Origin of the sequence: Ktedonobacter robiniae, from assembly GCF_016587375.1 — a bacterium.
Taxonomy (GTDB): Bacteria; Chloroflexota; Ktedonobacteria; order Ktedonobacterales; family Ktedonobacteraceae; genus Ktedonobacter; species Ktedonobacter robiniae.
Window position 1 is genome coordinate 4,403,527 of record NZ_BNJG01000001.1, and the last position, 16,474, is coordinate 4,420,000.

Below are 16,474 nucleotides of genomic sequence, written 5' to 3' on the forward strand. Positions count from 1 at the left end.
GATCTCATGAAAACGCTTTTTCCTGTCTCTCCTAAAGAGAGCCTGCCTATGCCGCCTCCTGTAGGCCATCGAAGGTCATCGGCAGTCGTCTATGGCCTGCTTATCGTCCTTTTGCTAGCTGCCATGTTGCTAGCGGTCAGCCTTGGCTCGACACCTATTCCCCTTGTTACAATTGCACAGGTGATCGTGAATGGAACGGGTCTATTTCATTTTCAGCCCACCTGGGACCCCAGCGTCGAAATTATTATCTGGCAGTTACGTATGCCCGTGGTGGTGGGAGCGGCCCTGGTGGGAGCTGCGCTTGCGGTCGCAGGCGTCCTCTTTCAGGGGCTCTTGCGTAATCCCCTTGCGGATCCCTTTCTTATTGGCACCTCGTCAGGCGCGGCCCTGGGGGCGACCATCTCCTTTGTCTTGCCGGTCGCGGCGCTCTATGATACTTTCTTTCCTCTCACGGCTATCCTGGCGTTTATAGGGGCGCTTGCGACGGTGCTATTTGTCTATAGTATCGCACGCGTGGGCGGTCGGACTCCTGTAGTGACGTTGCTGCTGGCGGGTGTCGTCGTTAATTCGGTGATGGTGGCGTTGCAGACCTTGCTTTTGACGCTCTTCCCACGCAATGACTTCTCCTTGCAATCGCTGTTTAACTGGCTCTCCGGTGGGATCGCGGTCACTGGCTGGTGGCAAGTTCTGCTGGTGGGGTTGTTGGTCCTCATCGGGTTATTTGTGTCCTCACGCCTAACGCGTGTGCTGGATGTTTTTGCGCTTGGGGAGGAGAGCGCGGCCTTCCTGGGTTTGCATGTCGAGGGCTACAAATTTCTCCTGGTTATGCTGGCTTCACTGATTACCGCTGCCGCGGTCTCTATTAGTGGCCTGATTGGCTTTGTGGGGCTGGTTACTCCGCATGTCATGCGCTTATTACTTGGTCCACGGCATCGCGTTTTGCTGCCCGCCTCAGCGCTGGGGGGCGCGATCTTTCTTGTAATCGCGGATTTGCTGGCGCGGACTCTGATTGCCCCGACCGTGCTCCCTGTGGGCGTCTTTACCGCCCTGGTTGGTGCTCCGTTTTTCCTGTTTCTGTTGCGTAGGCGAAGGAGGGAGTATCAATGGTAGCGTTCGAGAATGGACATCAGCAGCCGCTCCTTGAGACACGCCATGTCTCCTTTGGCTATAGCGAGCAGGCGTTGTTATATGATGTCTCCCTTGCGGTATCATCGGGAGAGATGATTGCTCTTTTAGGTCCCAACGGCGCTGGCAAAACTACTTTGTTGCGCTTACTCAGTGGCGTCCTGCGTCCACAGCGTGGAGATGTTCTCCTCCAGGGGCGAGCTGTGCATGCCTGGGGACGGCGAGAAGTTGCGCGCCGCGTGGCAGTGGTACCCCAGGACTTGCAGATGCCCTTTGCCTTTACCATTGAGCATATGGTGAGCATGGGACGCACCCCCTTTCAATCTACGTTCTTTGCCTCCTCCACCAAAGAGGATGATGCAATCGTACAGGAGGCAATGGAGATCGCTGGCGTGGGAGACCTGGCACAGCGCGTCTTTAATGAGCTTAGCGGAGGCGAGCGACAACGGGTGATGATCGCCATGGCCCTGGCTCAGCAGCCATCTGTCTTATTGCTTGATGAGCCAACGGCGCACCTGGATATCAGGTACCAGATCGAGACCTTAGAGCTGGTGCAGCGGTTGCACCAGCAGCGTGGAGTGACAGTGATTGCAGCCATCCATGACCTGAACCTGGCTGCGCGTTATTTCCCACGCTTGCTGCTCTTTCAGCGTGGAATCGTTGCCGATGGCTCTCCAGCGGAGGTGCTGGCACCTGCCCTGCTCAAGAAGGTCTATGGTGTTGCCGTGCAGGTTGGGATTATGCGTGGCTCAGTCCATCTGAGCGTTCTGCCGCCGGGCGAGGAACCCAGAGATCCGCAGAAGGAGGTTAACTCCCGGATCCATGTCATCGCCGGAGGTGGATCAGGCGAGTTGCTGATGCGTGCCCTCGCTGACGAAGGCTACGCCTTCAGCGCCGGCGCATTAAATGTCGGCGATAGTGATCATACCCTTGCGCTGCGCCTGGCTGACGAAGTCGTGACCGAGCAACCTTACGCACCGATATCTGAAGCGTCGCTTCAATGGGTCCGTCGCGCCTTGCAGCGCGTTGCGTTGCTGATCCTCTGTCCCGTGCCGATTGGTCCAGGAAACCTGGCTTTAGTGCAAGAGGCTGTGGCGGCAGCCCAGAGCGGTATTCCGGTGCTGTTGCTAGAGGCGCCAGAGTCTCAGGAGAGCGTTTGCGTGTCTCCTACTCCTGGAGATGAATACTCACCATCATGGGCGGCGCGTGACTATACAGGGGGCCAGGGAGCTATGCTGCTTGAAGAACTCAAGCGCCTGGGTGCGGTTACACTTCCTACCGTACAGGATGTGTTGGAGTGGTTACGCCAGCACCAGGCCGGTGAGGTGTTTACAGACGCGACCGACTCGGCTGCGCTGTAGGGAGAACCTTATTCTGTGGTCGTAGAACGTATTGCTAGAGGGTATCTCTCTACGAAAGTAGAGAGATACCCTCTAGCATGTTATATGTGCCCCCCCTTGCATTTCATGCCTTCTCCCCATATACTTGCTGTAAGTTTTTCCAAATGTGAGCCTGTGTCAAAGGACAATCGGCTTTATTGAGGTACTTCGCCTTGTTGAATGGGGCGGCTACTCTTTGTGCAAGTACTTCATAAGCGCTATGGGTTGTCTCGCTACCTCGTCGCCAGAAATAAGGTCAAAAACAAGGATACATATGTATGGCTGAAGAACAAAGAACGGTCACGTTGCGCCTACCATCTACCTTGAGCGCCTATAGTGGTGGGAAGAGTCAGATTGCCTTGCAAGCGAGCACTGTCGAAGAGCTATTAGCGCAGCTTAAGCAGCACCATCCAAGTATTTGGGAGTGTTTGTGTACAGAGCAGGGTCAGGTAAAGCAGCACGTTACTATTTTTGTCAACAACGAAGTGATCCGCGATACTGGTAACCAGCAAATCTCCTTGAAACCGGGCCAGGAAGTTATTGTCCTACCCACATTTGGCGCCTAAAAAAGCTCTGGGACGTTTGTGGGTCCATTCTCTTCCAGATGAGCATGATATACTCTGTATAAAGTATTTGTTCTATACAGATTTTTGTTCATTTGGGATTGATGCATGAAAAAGGATGGATATCAGGAACCGCTGGCGCGGGTCGCTGTAGAAGCTGAGATAACGACCCGTGGTGTTGCTTTACCCCCTTCAAAGCCCCCTAGTCATTGGAGTGTGCTACGCAATCGTAACTATGCTTTACTGTTTTGGGGACAACTTATCTCCGCTGCGGGCACACAGATGCAGATTGTGGCTGTTTCCTGGCAGGTGTATCTGTTGACGCACTCCGCGATTGCGCTTGGTATTATTGGCTTACTACAAGCGATTCCTCGCTTACTCTTTTCGCTGGTGGGAGGTGTGCTGGCTGACATCATTGATCGTCGGAAGATGCTGCTGGTAATTGAAATAAGCATGGCCAGTATGTCAACGCTCCTGGCGTTGTTTACGCTCTCGGGGCCATCAATGTCTACCTGGTCTATGTGATTGTCCTCACCTCGGCCTCGGTCTCAGCCTTCGAATTTCCCGCTCGTCAGGCGGTGGTACCAACGCTTGTGCCTCGTGAACAGATCGCCAGCGCAGTCTCGCTCAACTCGGTCATGATGCAGCTTACCTTTGTCATTGGTTCCGCCTTTGGTGGCTATGTCATAGGCTGGCTGGGCGTTGTGGCTACTTACTGGCTAGATGTTGCCACGTACTTTGTGGTGATTGGCACTTTGCTTCTCATGCATATTCCACGCGTGGCCGTGGAGAAGCGTCCTCAATCTGGCTGGAAGGCGCTTGGTGATGGAATACAATTTCTGCGCGCCCATCCCATTATCTTAAGCGTGCTCTCGATTGATTTCTTTGCCACGTTCTTTGGCTCTCCCAAGGCTCTGCTTCCCGTCTATGCCAACGATATTTTGCATGTAGGTGCGCAGGGGCTTGGTGTACTAGTAGCGGCGACCTCGCTTGGCGCGGTGGCCCTGACGCCGCTGACGGGGATCATTAACCGTATTCCACGGCAGGGGTTAGGCGTCGTGGTCGCGGTGCTGGGCTGGGGGCTCTGCATTGTAGGGTTTGGTTTCGCTCCCGGCCCACTCTGGCTCTCGACGCTTTTGCTGGCTGGCGCTGGCGCGGCCGACATGGTCAGTATGATCCTGCGAGCCTTAATTGTCCAGCTTATAACACCAGATGAGTTTCGGGGGCGCATCAGCGCGGTCAACGCCATGTTTGTCATTGGCGGACCCATGTTGGGGCAGTTTGAGTCGGGCGTCGTCGCGGGCGTTGCCTCACCGCAACTCTCCGTCATCAGCGGTGGTGTGGCCTGTATTGTGGCAACGCTGGCAATTGCCTGGCTGGTGCCCTCCCTTTTACGTGTCAAAGTCGAGTGATACAGTTGCACCTATTTTTGCTTGTGGGGGCTTGGGGAAGGGGGACTGCTCTGGGCATACACCTGTTTAGCAGTATACTCTCCTTCCCTATTTTTATGGCCTGTGAAAAACGAAGTCGCACTTTTTATAGCCTATTTTGCTGGTATGCTTGTGTTTTGTGTGTGCTTCGTAGATAATTGGATGTAGATGTGTATGTTGAGGAAGGATGTGTTTTATGCTGGCGATGGCTCGAAGTTGTTCGGTTGTTGGTCTGGATGGCGCATTGATTGAAGTCGAAGTGGATGTCTCCAATGGGCTGACGGCTTTCTTGATTGTGGGTCTGCCGGATGCGGCGGTAAATGAGGCCAGGGAGAGGGTGCGTTCCGCGATCAAAAATAGCGGATATATGTTTCCTATGAAGCGCCTGGTGGTCAACCTCGCCCCGGCGGATCTCCGCAAAGAAGGCCCCTCGTTTGACCTCCCCATCGCGATCTCGATCCTGTATGCGAACGGGCAAATTGATCCTGTGAATGGGCATGGCGATCTATCCCCCTATTTGTTCCTGGGAGAACTCTCGCTTGATGGAACGGTTCGCCACACGAATGGGATTTTGCCCATGGTTGCCCTGGCACGTGAAAAGAATATTCAAGCGGTCTTTGTGCCCGCTGTAGACGCGAAAGAGGCTGCGTTAGTCGAGAATATTACCGTCTATCCGGTTGAGAAACTGGCACAAGTGATTGCTCATCTCAATGGGCAGAAGCTTATCGAACCCTATGCCTATGATATCTCCTTGCTCAGACAGGCAAACGATGTCGAGTATGCACAGGACATGGCTGCCGTACGTGGACAGGAGCATGTCAAGCGCGCGCTGGAGGTCGCAGCCAGTGGCGGCCACAATATCCTGCTAAGTGGCCCTCCAGGATCGGGAAAGACGCTCCTTGCGCGTTCTGCCCCTTCTATCCTGCCCCGAATGACGACTGAAGAGGCCCTCGATGTCACGCGCATCTATAGCGTGAGTGGTATGCTGCCCTCAGATATGCCCCTGGTGCTACAACGTCCCTTTCGTTCTCCCCATCATACCGTGAGCCACGCAGGTCTTGTGGGTGGTGGTCGTCTTCCACGCCCGGGCGAGATCAGCCTGGCGCATCGTGGTGTGCTCTTCCTTGATGAACTGCCCGAATTTGGCCAGAATGTTCTGGAGGTGCTTCGCCAGCCCCTGGAAGATAAAGTGGTAACCATCTCGCGCGCCCAGGGTACCATCACCTATCCCGCCAACTTTATGTTGATTGCAGCTATGAACCCGTGCCCCTGCGGATTCTTTAGTGATCCTATCAAAGAGTGCGTCTGTTCGCCTACGGCAATTGCGCGCTATCAGAAGCGCATGAGCGGTCCCCTATTGGATCGCATTGATATTCATGTCGAGGTGCCACGCGTCGACTACGAGAAGCTCTCTGAGAAGCGCAGTGTGGAATCCTCTGCTGTCATTCGTGCACGTGTCCAGGAAGCACGCGAGCGTCAATTGAGGCGCTTCGCAGGTTCAAGTTTTACCTGTAACGCGGAGATGGGACCAGCCGAGGTGCGTGCCTTCTGCGAACATGATGAGGCGGCTGAGCGCTTGATTAAAGCTGCGATGCAGCAGCTTCATCTCTCGGCTCGTGCCTATCACCGCGTCTTAAAACTGGCGCGTACTATCGCCGACCTGGCTGGCAGTGACATCATTAGCGCGACCCATATCGCTGAGGCCATTCAGTATCGCCCCAAGATAGGGCGCTAGTGTCGCTTTTTATTATAAGTTGAGCATTCTTATGGCTGGTTCACTGCATACTTCGAGAACCAACCATAAGCTGCCAATGTGTTTTTCTCTCCTGTGGGTTTTATGACTGTTTCGCTAGGCATTCCTGGGCGAAGAGGCGGAGCGAAGTGAGTTGAGCGGCGTCTTGCAGGAAGATGATCAACTCCTGGGCCCCAGCCTGCTCAATCTCGACCAGGCGCTTACGAATGGCATCAGGAGTGCCTACAAGAGCCTGCTCACGTAAACGTCCCGAGGGAATGTTGCGTTTGTAGTACTCAGATTTGGCGAGCGCCTCCTCGTCGGTTTCAGCAATGGCACAGTTGAAGAGAACAGTGCGGCGAATTTCATTGTAGTCGCGCCCCACCTCTTCACAGTGATCTTTGATGATCGCAAACTTGCGGGCCAACCCTTCATTATCCAGGTGTCCAATGTTGCAGGCGTCGGCGTATTGTGCGACGAGCTTGAGCGTGACCTTTTCGCCACCACCGCCGATCAACAAAGGAATATGGGGCTTTTGAGCTCCCTTGGGTTGATTGATGGCTCCGCGAACCTGGTGAAATTTTCCCTCAAATACGGCTTCTTCATCTGTCCACATGCTTTTGATGATGCGCACTGCGTCACGAAGCTGGCGCAGACGCGTTGGCCCATCAGGGAAGGGATAGCCATAGGCATTGTACTCATGCTCATACCAGCCCGCGCCAATGCCAAAGTCCAGGCGTCCATGGCTCAGGACATCCACGGTGCTCGCCATCTTCGCCAGGAGGGCGGGATTGCGATAGCTATTGCAGGAGACCATCTGTCCGATACGAACGCGCTTCGTATCGCGTGCCAGGGCCGCTGTGCTGGTCCAGCATTCAAAGGTCGGCTCTTGCGTTGGAGTTGGAACGGTGTGAAAATGGTCAAAGAGCCAGATGGAATCAAAGCCTAGCGCCTCAGCCTCCTGGGCGACGCGCGTCATAGTTTCATATGCCTCAACGGGGTCCGCGATACCAACCAGGTCCATGCGCCACCCCTGTGGAACGATTACACCTACCTTGAGAGCCATACATCTCCTCCTTTGGAACGAACTATTTGCTGAACGCTTGTATATTCTCCTTCCCCTATCTTATGCTTTTCTCTTGCCCAGCGGCAAATGGAATTGGTCAGTTTTTTGATTTTGCTTTGCCGTATCTGCTTTCGCGCTTGCAGCGCTCAAGGGTAGTGTGTATGGGCGTGTGGCATGGGCAAAAGCTCCTACCACACACCCATACACACTACAAGAGGCGAGCTTGCGAGCCGAGACAGAAGAGGATAGAGGACATTCGAGAGGCCCTGATGAAATGGCAATTTTTGCTTGCGTCTATAATGGTCTTATGGTAAAATAATCTCATACTTCATTTTCACGGAGGTGTACATATGGCGCAAGTAATTCTCTTCTCAGTCTCCAGCAGCAAGGTGGCAATCGTTTAACCAATACCTGTTGCGCGCTGAAAAAAGCATAGGATCACTTTTGGTCGTGTGTGCATGGCTTCTTCGTGAGCGGCCTCCGCACCCCCTCTTTTGTGCAGTTATGTTTATATGCATGGCTGTATCTCCTATGACTCTCAAAACCACAGCGTAGATGTTCTATGGTTCCCACCTCGTTATGCTATAGAGCAGGTTGAATTTGTGGTTTAAGAGGGCGAATTTCACCCTTCCCTGAAGCCAATACTCGTATTCCTTGCAGACAAACACTTGGGCGAACTATGCCCTCTCCACGGTGTTTTCATACCTGCATCCTGCTGCTGGATACTCCCACCCCTTTTCTTCCTGCTGTTCATTATGCCGCAGGACTTCTTATAGACATGACCACAAGGAGTACGTGTGTACGAGAACAACGATGAGTTCGATTTTGAAGAGAATAGCTCTTCATTCGTCAAGATGAAAAATAAGTATCGCACCAAGCACCAGCCCAAGCCCACGCGTAAGACGAGCTATGAAAGCAATAAAGATGTCCAGCTCTGGTTGAAGGAGCAGGCCGCAGATGCCAGTGCCTCCAAGGAATTTCATCCGACGATGCTCTCTTCACAGCGCGATGGACCCTGGATTCAATCCTCGCTCTCGCAGTTCTATGAAGAGGACCTGATCTCTGATGTACTTTATATCGCCAAAAGCGGGAAGGAGGCATCTGTCTTCTGCTGCGTTGCTCACCCTTCCAGTGGATATGATGTGCTGGCGGCGAAGGTGTATCGCCCGCGTATGTTTAGAAGCCTGCGCAATGATGCCGTCTATCGCCAGAGTCGTGTGGTGGTTGATGAGCATAAAAAGGCGATGAGCAATTCCCGGGCTAAGCGAGTCATGTCGCGTAAGAATACCAAGGCGCGTGCCTTGCAGGTCTCTTCATGGATCAGCTATGAGTATGAGACGCAGATGCAGCTCTATGAAGCAGGCGTCCATACACCAAAGCCTCTCTCGCACATTGGTAATGCCGTCCTGATGGAGTACCTGGGTGATAGTGAGCGCCAGGCTCCGCTCTTGCGTGAAGTGACACTGGAACCCGAAGAGGCCAGGCCACTCTTCACGCAGATTCTTACCGACATAGAGTTGATGTTTTCATGCAATCGGGTGCATGGCGACCTCTCGGAGTACAACATTCTCTACTGGGAAGGGAAGGTGATCATTATCGATTTTGCCCAGGCCGTTGATCCGCGTCATAGCCCGGCCGTTCTGGAACTGCTGCAACGCGACATTGAGCGCGTATGCACCTTTTTTGCGCCATATGGGATTGAGGCGAACGCGCGAGAGCTTGCGTATGAGATCTGGCTACGCTATATGGGGCCGTTGCCTGAGTAGGTGTGCGGCATTTTTTGCGGGGGCATAGAGAATAACCACTCTCTATGCCCCTGCTTGGTTTAGTCTGAGAAAATGGGGCGTGTGTGAGGGAGATTTCTGGATGAATTGTGGAGCTATGGAGAATATGCTACAATCGAGCGAAAATATGGAAACATGCCTAGCCTGACCGGCACAAGGACAATGGATAGATACATGGAGAAACCAGGTACTTCTCAACCGCCTCTGATTATTCTCAATCCCGCCGCTAACCGTGGAGATATGGTGCTGCATCGCTCCTTGATCGCGAGCTATCGTCAACGGCATGAGCTGGAGTATATCGAAACTCGTCTGCCAGGAGAGGCGCAAGAGCTGGCGAGACAGGCGGCGCAATCCGGACAAGCGGTTGTGGTGGTTGGAGGGGACGGTACGCTCAACGAAGTCATCAATGGTATTTTATCTTCGGGGAGTCGCGTTGCCCTCGGGATCGTTCCCGCTGGATCAGGAAACGATTATGCCTGCAATACACTTCAACTGCCCCGTGAGCCAGAGGCAGCGCTGGAGCGTGCCTTGCATGGAAGCCCGGTTGAGGTTGATGCGGGCATCGTCAACGGTCATTATTTTATCAATGCCTTTAGCGTAGGCCTGGACGCGGACATCGCCGTGGCTGTGGGGCAGCTCAAGAAATATCCTCTGATGAGCGGTGCCCGCCTCTACTATACCGCTGCCTTGAAGCAGCTCCTCCTTGGTTACCGGCACTGTCCCTGGTTGACCTTTAGTATTGATGGGGTTGAGATTGTTCCCGAGAAACAACAATTTGTCCTGCTGGCGGTCTCCAATGGTCTAGCCTATGGCGCGGGCTTTCGTGTGAACCCGCAAGCCGACTACCGCGATGGTTATTTTGATATCTGCGCATTCTCATATACTCCGTTGCTGCGTGCACTCAAGCTGTTACCAGTGCTTCAAAGAGGTGAACATAGTAGTGAGCCAGAAGTCAAATTCTATCGGGCCAAATCGGTGCGAGTAAGTAGTGCGTTGCCAGCCAATATGCAGTGTGATGGCGAGACCCTGCGTGCTTCTACGTTTGAGGCCCAGGTGCTGCCAGGAGCCCTCATTGTGCGCATATAGCTTTCACATCTTATCCTCTAGGCCTGACTGGCTGTCTGTACTTTTTGTGGGTAGGGATGCTGAAGGGCAGTGCATGGCCAGGGTACATTGTGTGCAAAGTGGCTTGCGGGCATCACAAATAGCGCGTCCATGAAAGATCAGCAGGTGCGAGAGGTCCAGCCAGTCCTGCTGAGGAATGATGCGCATGAGCTCTTGCTCTACTTTTACCGGATTGGTCTGCTGGGTCCAGCCCAGGCGGCGCGAGAGGCGACCTACATGCGTATCAACCACAAAGCCCTCTACGATCCCAAAGGCATTCCCCAGTACCACATTGGCCGTTTTACGTGCCACCCCGCTAAGCTCAATAATCCCTCCATAGTGCAGGGTACCTCGCCATGGTACTCGCTTAGAATTCGTTGGCAGGCCGAGCGAAGATTGCGTGCTTTATTGCGATAAAAGCCTGTTGAGCGAATATCCTGCTCAAGCTCCTCCTGGCTGGCGCTGGCGTAATCCTCAACGCTGCGATATTTCTTGAAGAGCCTGGCGGTAACAATGTTGACGCGTTCATCTGTGCATTGGGCGGAGAGCTGCGTTGCTACCATCAGCTCAAGCGGATTAGAAAAATTGAGCGAGCACATCGCCTCTGGATAAAGCCGGCGCAATTCAGCGATAATCGCGTGTACCTGCGTCGGCGAGCCAGGCTCTGGCCCTGCATATGTTGGGATAACTGTCTGTTCCATAAAACGCATCGTACCTTTTTCTGGCTAACTCATGTGAGTGTATAGCTTGCTACCCTTTTAATCTTATTGTACCGTGTGGTGCAGTTTGACAGCCAATAGCTGTCAAACTGCACCACACGGTACAATAAAGCGAGCGCCGCAGGCGCGAGAAGTCAAGCCAACAGCTTAACCAGATTGCTGTAGAGACACTTGTATCTTGTCGATAATAAAGAGTGGTTTCCCACAAAAAAACGGCTTCAACATTGAAGCCGATTATTACAAACATGTTGATGAATTGTCAAGTCCTTACAAGTGCTTTAAGAATGAAGAAAAAGGATCTAGCTAAAGACCTTTTCCATAGTGTTCTCGTTGTGAGCGAAGCAACACCCGCAATGCATCCGCCTGTCCACGGTTCCAGGCGGCAGAGTGGACCTCGCGCCCTACGATAGGTAGAGAGCTTTTTTCACGGATCTGTGCAGCGCGCTCACGTTGCATGATTTCATGCACAATCTGACGGTCGCTGAGCTTCCAACCCTGAAGTTTGGCTTGTTCTGCGAACCACATGACACGCGAGAAGCCAGCATGATATTCCTGCTCTGTTTGTTCATTGCACAAGGGGGTATCTCGCATTATGGTGCCTCTCATTTACAAAAATATGCAAGATGAATGTAAGAGTTTATGTTACGATTATGTCAGAAAAAGGAGCTAGACGTCAAGCATTAGCTTCCGATTCACTACGCTCATAGGAGTAAAAACTTGTAGTGTTTGTTGAACTCTTGATTTTGCGAATGCGTCTTCTCTGGATTTGCTTCATGTCAACCGACTAAGATTTAACCTGCTCAAACGGCTATACGTATATATTTGTGTCCTGGCTTTTGCCTAGTTATACTGATTAGAAGAGGTAAATACCTACTTTTGATCATTGCTTAATAAAGTCCATTGAAGTTCTGTAAATTTTTACTTGATATTCTCTCGTAGTAGGTAAGCAAGTGCGATAGGCTCGTCTCCAACAAGCGTGAGCTATCCGTGTAATAGATACCGTTTGCTCTTGACGGATTGTAAATTACATACTAATCGTTATAATCACAAGCATGTGTTGGCACATGCCTGAACTTATACTGATGGGCGAAGCGTTTTTTGCGCAACCATATCAGGGAAGGAAGAATGAGCGTGGCAAAGCCGAAATATTCAGCAGGCGATGAGAAACAGCGTAAAGATCTGGGGAAGAAACTGACCGACAGTGTCTGGCGTCAGAGTAATCGTCCGGGATCCATGAAGGATCTGGGCATTAGCGCACTCAAGAATCTTCCCGCGAATATCGGCATGGTCCAGGGCTTAATGAAGGCCATCAACTGGAATCAGGCCCAGCAGGATGTAATACAGGGATTAAGCAATACGGTTGCGATTGTGGGTATGCCGAACACAGGCAAGAGCACACTCTTCAATCAGATGAAGGGACAGACGCTCTCGCCCGTTTCCGCCCAGGTAGGGACCACGCGTACTCTCGTGCGTACAGACTTTGGTCCCTTTACGCTGATTGACACTCCTGGACACTTACCTGATGTCATGGAGAGTGGCATGGAGCAGGCAAGTGTGGTAGTATTCTTGCTTGATGCAGCCAGGGGATTGCAGGCTGAGGATCGCGAGCTGTACAACAGTATCCGCAAGCTCGAAAAGCCAACTATCATTGCCGTCAACAAAGTTGATACCTTGCGTGGCGGTGAGAAGGGTGATCAGATTGCAACAGAGATGGCTGTCTTGCTAGGTTCCCCAGGCATTATTCCCATTTCGGCCAAGAATGGTAGAAATGTGGCTGAAGAGCTTATTCCAGCTATCATTGATGCCAGCCCAGAGGCCGCGCTCGCCATTGGTCGCGAGTTGCCAGCCTATCGGCGCCAGGCCGCGCAACGCATTATCCGTAACGCTACCCTGGTGAGCCTGGCGGCAGGCATTGAGCCAATTCCTTTTGTGGATATTCCGATCCTCCTTGGCACGCAGGCGCGCCTGGTGCTTCGCCTGGCGGCATTATATGGTGAGCCAATGGATAATACTGAGGCCATCAAGCACGCTCGTGAACTTATCACAACTATGGTAGGCGGCCTGGCGTTCCGTTACCTGGCTGAGCAGGCGGCCAAGCTCGTACCCTTTGGTGGTGATTTTGTGGCTGGCGCGATTGCTGGTGCGGCTACATGGTCAATTGGCGAGGTTGCGCTGGAGTACTATGAAAATGGGAAGCGTCTGAGCCCGAGTCGGTTGCAGCAGGTCTACAAAACTGCCTATCTCCGTTTTCGTAAGGAGAAGACCTCGGATGAGTTGCTTGCGGAGGCCAGGAGCGAGAGTACCCTGGGGGAAAAAGATCCGCTGGCAGCCTTAGATGAGGCAAAAGAAGCGTAAGCAAAAATACAAGAGAAGAAGGGACAGTATGAGCGAGTCAATGCTCTTTCCCTATGAAAAATATATGACCCTGTCCGAGTCTGTACCGGTATATTATCCTGCCGGTGACGAGACTCGGGCTAAACAGGTATTTCAAATTCTGACCAGGGCAACTGAGCAATTAGAGCAGTTGTTTGGTCAGAAGCGCCCGGAGCTTGAGATTCTCCTCCTGGCGCCCGAGGATTTTCAGATAGCTCCGCATGATGAGATGGAAGAGGTGGGTATGCCACATCCTTATTGGACGGATGTGACATCTCCTCCCACAATTGTCGTACCAGCTGAAGTGGATTTGATCTTTGGCGAGATAACGCCTGCAAAGTTTTCTTTCATGCTCTATCACGCCCTTGTTCTGGCCTTTCTCGAGAACGATCCACGCCCCTGGCCGGAAGATAATCCCCTCTGGGCCGATGAATGGCAAATCAAGTTTGGTGCCCTCTGGCTCTCGCAGACGCTGGATGGTGAAAAAGGGGTTATCAATACAGATCTGTTCGCAGAATATGACGATATTTTTGAGGTAGAGCCTGACGGCAAAACCCCCAATACGGTGCGCGGCTTTGATTGGTATGAGGATACCTCGCCTGAGGACTATCTATGCTATCAACTCCTGTTAGAGCAGATGGCCGCTGACCTGTTGCAAAAATACCCGGCAGCCATTCTTCCGCGTTTTCTGGCTTTATATCGCGTGGAGCGTGATGTGTGGCTTAGTGATGAAGTAACTTCTCTCCTGGCTTCGGTACTTGGTCCGGGTGGTGAGGAGTGGCTGGAGGACCTTGTCTACTTCTAGCGCTCTCTAGTAACGTCATGAGCTAGCAATCTGTACATGTCGGTATGCTTTCAGGCATACCGGCTTGTGCTTTTTCATATCGTAATTTGGGAAGAGGCGATGCTATGTTTAATCGTGTGGCAATTGTGGGTCTGGGCCTGATAGGAGGGTCTATTGGCCTGGCTTTGCGTCGATCTAAAGCCGCGCAAGAGGTGGCTGGTTATGACCTGGGAAAGGGTGTGTGCCAGCAGGCTCGCAGGGTAGGAGCCATAGATGCAGCTTATGAATCGTTAGAGGATACCGTGCGAGGAGCAGATCTTGTCATTTTAGCGACCCCTGTTGGCGCGATTCGGGCGTTACTGCAAGCCCTTGGTCCTGTATTAACGCCTGGGACTGTGATCACCGATGTGGCAAGCACCAAGGCACAGGTAATTAGCTGGGCGGAGGAATTTCTACCCGAAACTGTGGCGTTTGTGGGAGGCCACCCCATGGCTGGTAAAGAAGTAACTGGCGTTGAAGCCGCAGATGCAGACCTCTTTCGTAATCGTGTCTACTGTCTAACACCCACGGTTCGCACGCGCTCAGGAGCCATCAATAAGGTAGTGGCGCTGGCGGAAGTGTTAGGTGCCCGCGCACGTTTTCTGGAGCCGGCTGAACATGATGACCAGGTGGCGACTGTCAGCCATCTACCCTTTCTAGCCTCGGTAGCGCTCATGGAGACGGCTGGAGAGAGCGCTTCCTGGCGAGATGCGTCGCTACTGGCAGCCAGTGGCTTTCGCGATGCTACCCGTCTGGCCGCTGGAAGTCCTGAGATGTATCGTGATATTTGTTTAACCAATCGAGATGCCGTAAGTCGTGGTCTGGATGAGTATATAGCGGCTTTACAAGAGCTACGAAGATTGATCGTAGATCATGATACGAGTATAGTTGAGCACTTCTCAGAGGCTCAACAGATGCGCCTAAAATGGCAAGCTACTTATGAAGAATAAGGACCAGGTTTTTTGAAGCACTAAATTTGGTGTGTTGCAAAAAAAAGTGCCAAAAGGGGTTGACAAGGTAGCAATGTTATGGCATACTTACCTTCGCTCCAACGACAACGGCTAAATCATTGCTATGTGTCGTGCTGATTGTACCACGCTAAAGTGGTTCTACACGGGATCCTAACTCTTCCCCGCGGTAATGGCGTACAGCATGCGCCTTGCTTCGGTGTGTCTGCTAAAGCTTACCGCTTCATGACGACACAAGAGGAAAAAACGGATTTCGCAAAGATCACAAAAAAGGGGTTGACAAACCCCAGGCGGTATGCGATACTACCGGAGCAGTCGACGAGCGAACAAAAACAGCGAAAACACTGCAAGAGTTCGAAACGCCCGACACACAAGAGGCAAGCCCATGGGTTTGCCGGGTTGCGGTTCAACAGCAAAAGAAGAACGAACCAGAGCACCCTGAACAACTGAAGAGTGGAATGCAGAAGTACAACGGAACTTCGTTGGTTGAGCGCCGCTCAATCGCGGAGAACACCGTTCCTGTCAATTCTGCGAACAAAGCAATGAAGTAACGACAACGTGCTTCTAGCCTGGACGCAAACTTATTATGCTTACTACGTCGCTGTGTAGCAGTGATGTGGAAGATACATTCATCACTTGAATGGCGAGTTTGATCCTGGCTCAGGATAAACGCTGGCGGCGTGCCTAACACATGCAAGTCGAACGCCCTCTCGCAAGAGAGGGAGTGGCGGACGGGTGAGTAACACATGGGTACCTGCCCCGAGGTGAGGAATACCGGCGAGAAATCGCCGACAATACCGCATATGTTTCTTCGGGAACAAAGCTCGCAAGGGCGCCTTGGGATGGGCCTGTGGCCGATTAGCTTGTTGGTGAGGTAAGAGCTCACCAAGGCCACGATCGGTAGCTGGTCTGAGAGGATGGTCAGCCACACTGGGATTGAGAACGGCCCAGACTCCTACGGGGGGCAGCAGTGAGGAATTTTCGTCAATGGGGGCAACCCTGAACGAGCAACGCCGCGTGCAGGAGGACGCTTTTCGGAGTGTAAACTGCTTTTCTGAGGGACGAGCAAGGACGGTACCTCAGGAACAAGCCCCGGCTAACTACGTGCCAGCAGCCGCGGTAATACGTAGGGGGCGAGCGTTGTCCGGAGTTACTGGGCGTAAAGCGCACGCAGGCGGTTTCGTACGTCTGGAGTGACAGTTCCCGGCTCAACTGGGAAAGGTCTTTGGAAACGGCGAGACTTGAGGGCTTCAGAGGGACACGGAATTCCGGGTGGAGTGGTGAAATGCGTAGAGATCCGGAGGAACACCAATGGCGAAGGCAGTGTCCTGGGAAGCATCTGACGCTCAGGTGCGAAAGCTAGGGGAGCGAACAGGATTAGATACCCTGGTAGTCCTAGCCGTAAACG

At 52.7% G+C, this 16,474-nt stretch carries 11 protein-coding genes, 1 rRNA gene and 2 pseudogenes (1 of these 14 cut by a window edge); 11 read left to right on the forward strand and 3 right to left on the reverse strand.

Going from position 1 to position 16,474, the window contains the following annotated elements; translation table 11 throughout:
* The first annotated feature begins 6 nt into the window (after window positions 1–6).
* The 5 genes and pseudogenes from JMJ04_RS18305 (at window position 7) to JMJ04_RS18330 (ending at window position 6,232) form a co-directional block, all read left to right on the forward strand.
* Window positions 7–1,110: a FecCD family ABC transporter permease gene (locus JMJ04_RS18305; RefSeq protein WP_201371878.1), complete on the forward strand. Its 1,104-nt coding sequence runs from the start codon at window positions 7–9 to the stop codon at window positions 1,108–1,110.
* Complete coding sequence (locus tag JMJ04_RS18310; protein WP_201371879.1) at window positions 1,104–2,486, forward strand: ABC transporter ATP-binding protein; 1,383 nt, start codon at window positions 1,104–1,106, stop codon at window positions 2,484–2,486. Before JMJ04_RS18305 ends, JMJ04_RS18310 begins: the two co-directional genes overlap by 7 nt.
* A gap of 296 nt (window positions 2,487–2,782) precedes the next feature.
* Window positions 2,783–3,070, forward strand: coding sequence for a MoaD/ThiS family protein (locus JMJ04_RS18315; protein WP_201371880.1), 288 nt, complete (start codon window positions 2,783–2,785; stop codon window positions 3,068–3,070).
* Window positions 3,071–3,175: 105 nt separating this feature from the next.
* A pseudogene (locus JMJ04_RS18325) lies at window positions 3,176–4,479 on the forward strand (MFS transporter).
* Window positions 4,480–4,693: 214 nt separating this feature from the next.
* Window positions 4,694–6,232, forward strand: coding sequence for a YifB family Mg chelatase-like AAA ATPase (locus tag JMJ04_RS18330; protein ID WP_201371883.1), 1,539 nt, complete (start codon window positions 4,694–4,696; stop codon window positions 6,230–6,232).
* A 100-nt stretch (window positions 6,233–6,332) separates the two neighbouring features.
* Here the strand turns inward: JMJ04_RS18330 and JMJ04_RS18335 are convergent, their stop codons facing one another.
* Window positions 6,333–7,295 carry an LLM class F420-dependent oxidoreductase gene (locus JMJ04_RS18335; protein ID WP_201371884.1) on the reverse strand — a complete coding sequence of 321 codons (963 nt, stop codon included), beginning with the start codon at window positions 7,293–7,295 and terminating at the stop codon, window positions 6,333–6,335.
* 797 nt (window positions 7,296–8,092) lie between these two features.
* Between JMJ04_RS18335 and JMJ04_RS18340 the strand changes: the two genes are divergently transcribed.
* Together JMJ04_RS18340 and JMJ04_RS18345 are read left to right on the forward strand one after the other, a co-directional pair.
* Window positions 8,093–9,061, forward strand: coding sequence for an RIO1 family regulatory kinase/ATPase domain-containing protein (locus JMJ04_RS18340; protein ID WP_201371885.1), 969 nt, complete (start codon window positions 8,093–8,095; stop codon window positions 9,059–9,061).
* A 192-nt stretch (window positions 9,062–9,253) separates the two neighbouring features.
* Complete coding sequence (locus JMJ04_RS18345; protein WP_201371886.1) at window positions 9,254–10,165, forward strand: diacylglycerol/lipid kinase family protein; 912 nt, start codon at window positions 9,254–9,256, stop codon at window positions 10,163–10,165.
* A gap of 3 nt (window positions 10,166–10,168) precedes the next feature.
* On the opposite strand, the pseudogene nth reads toward JMJ04_RS18345, so the two are convergent.
* Both nth and JMJ04_RS18355 read right to left on the reverse strand, forming a co-directional pair.
* Window positions 10,169–10,884, reverse strand: a pseudogene (gene nth, locus JMJ04_RS48720) (endonuclease III).
* Window positions 10,885–11,205: 321 nt separating this feature from the next.
* A complete protein-coding gene (locus JMJ04_RS18355; RefSeq protein WP_007904990.1) occupies window positions 11,206–11,493 on the reverse strand; it encodes a hypothetical protein in 288 nt (95 codons plus the stop codon).
* Window positions 11,494–12,033: 540 nt separating this feature from the next.
* Here JMJ04_RS18355 and JMJ04_RS18360 point away from each other — a divergent pair.
* The 4 genes from JMJ04_RS18360 to JMJ04_RS18375 all read left to right on the forward strand — a co-directional run.
* Window positions 12,034–13,257, forward strand: a complete 1,224-nt coding sequence (locus JMJ04_RS18360; RefSeq protein WP_201371887.1) for a GTP-binding protein — start codon at window positions 12,034–12,036, stop codon at window positions 13,255–13,257.
* A gap of 28 nt (window positions 13,258–13,285) precedes the next feature.
* Complete coding sequence (locus JMJ04_RS18365) at window positions 13,286–14,080, forward strand: hypothetical protein (RefSeq protein ID WP_201371888.1); 795 nt, start codon at window positions 13,286–13,288, stop codon at window positions 14,078–14,080.
* A 104-nt stretch (window positions 14,081–14,184) separates the two neighbouring features.
* Window positions 14,185–15,048, forward strand: coding sequence for a prephenate dehydrogenase (locus tag JMJ04_RS18370; RefSeq protein ID WP_201371889.1), 864 nt, complete (start codon window positions 14,185–14,187; stop codon window positions 15,046–15,048).
* A 655-nt stretch (window positions 15,049–15,703) separates the two neighbouring features.
* A 16S ribosomal RNA gene (locus JMJ04_RS18375) occupies window positions 15,704–16,474 on the forward strand (it continues 708 nt past the right edge of the window).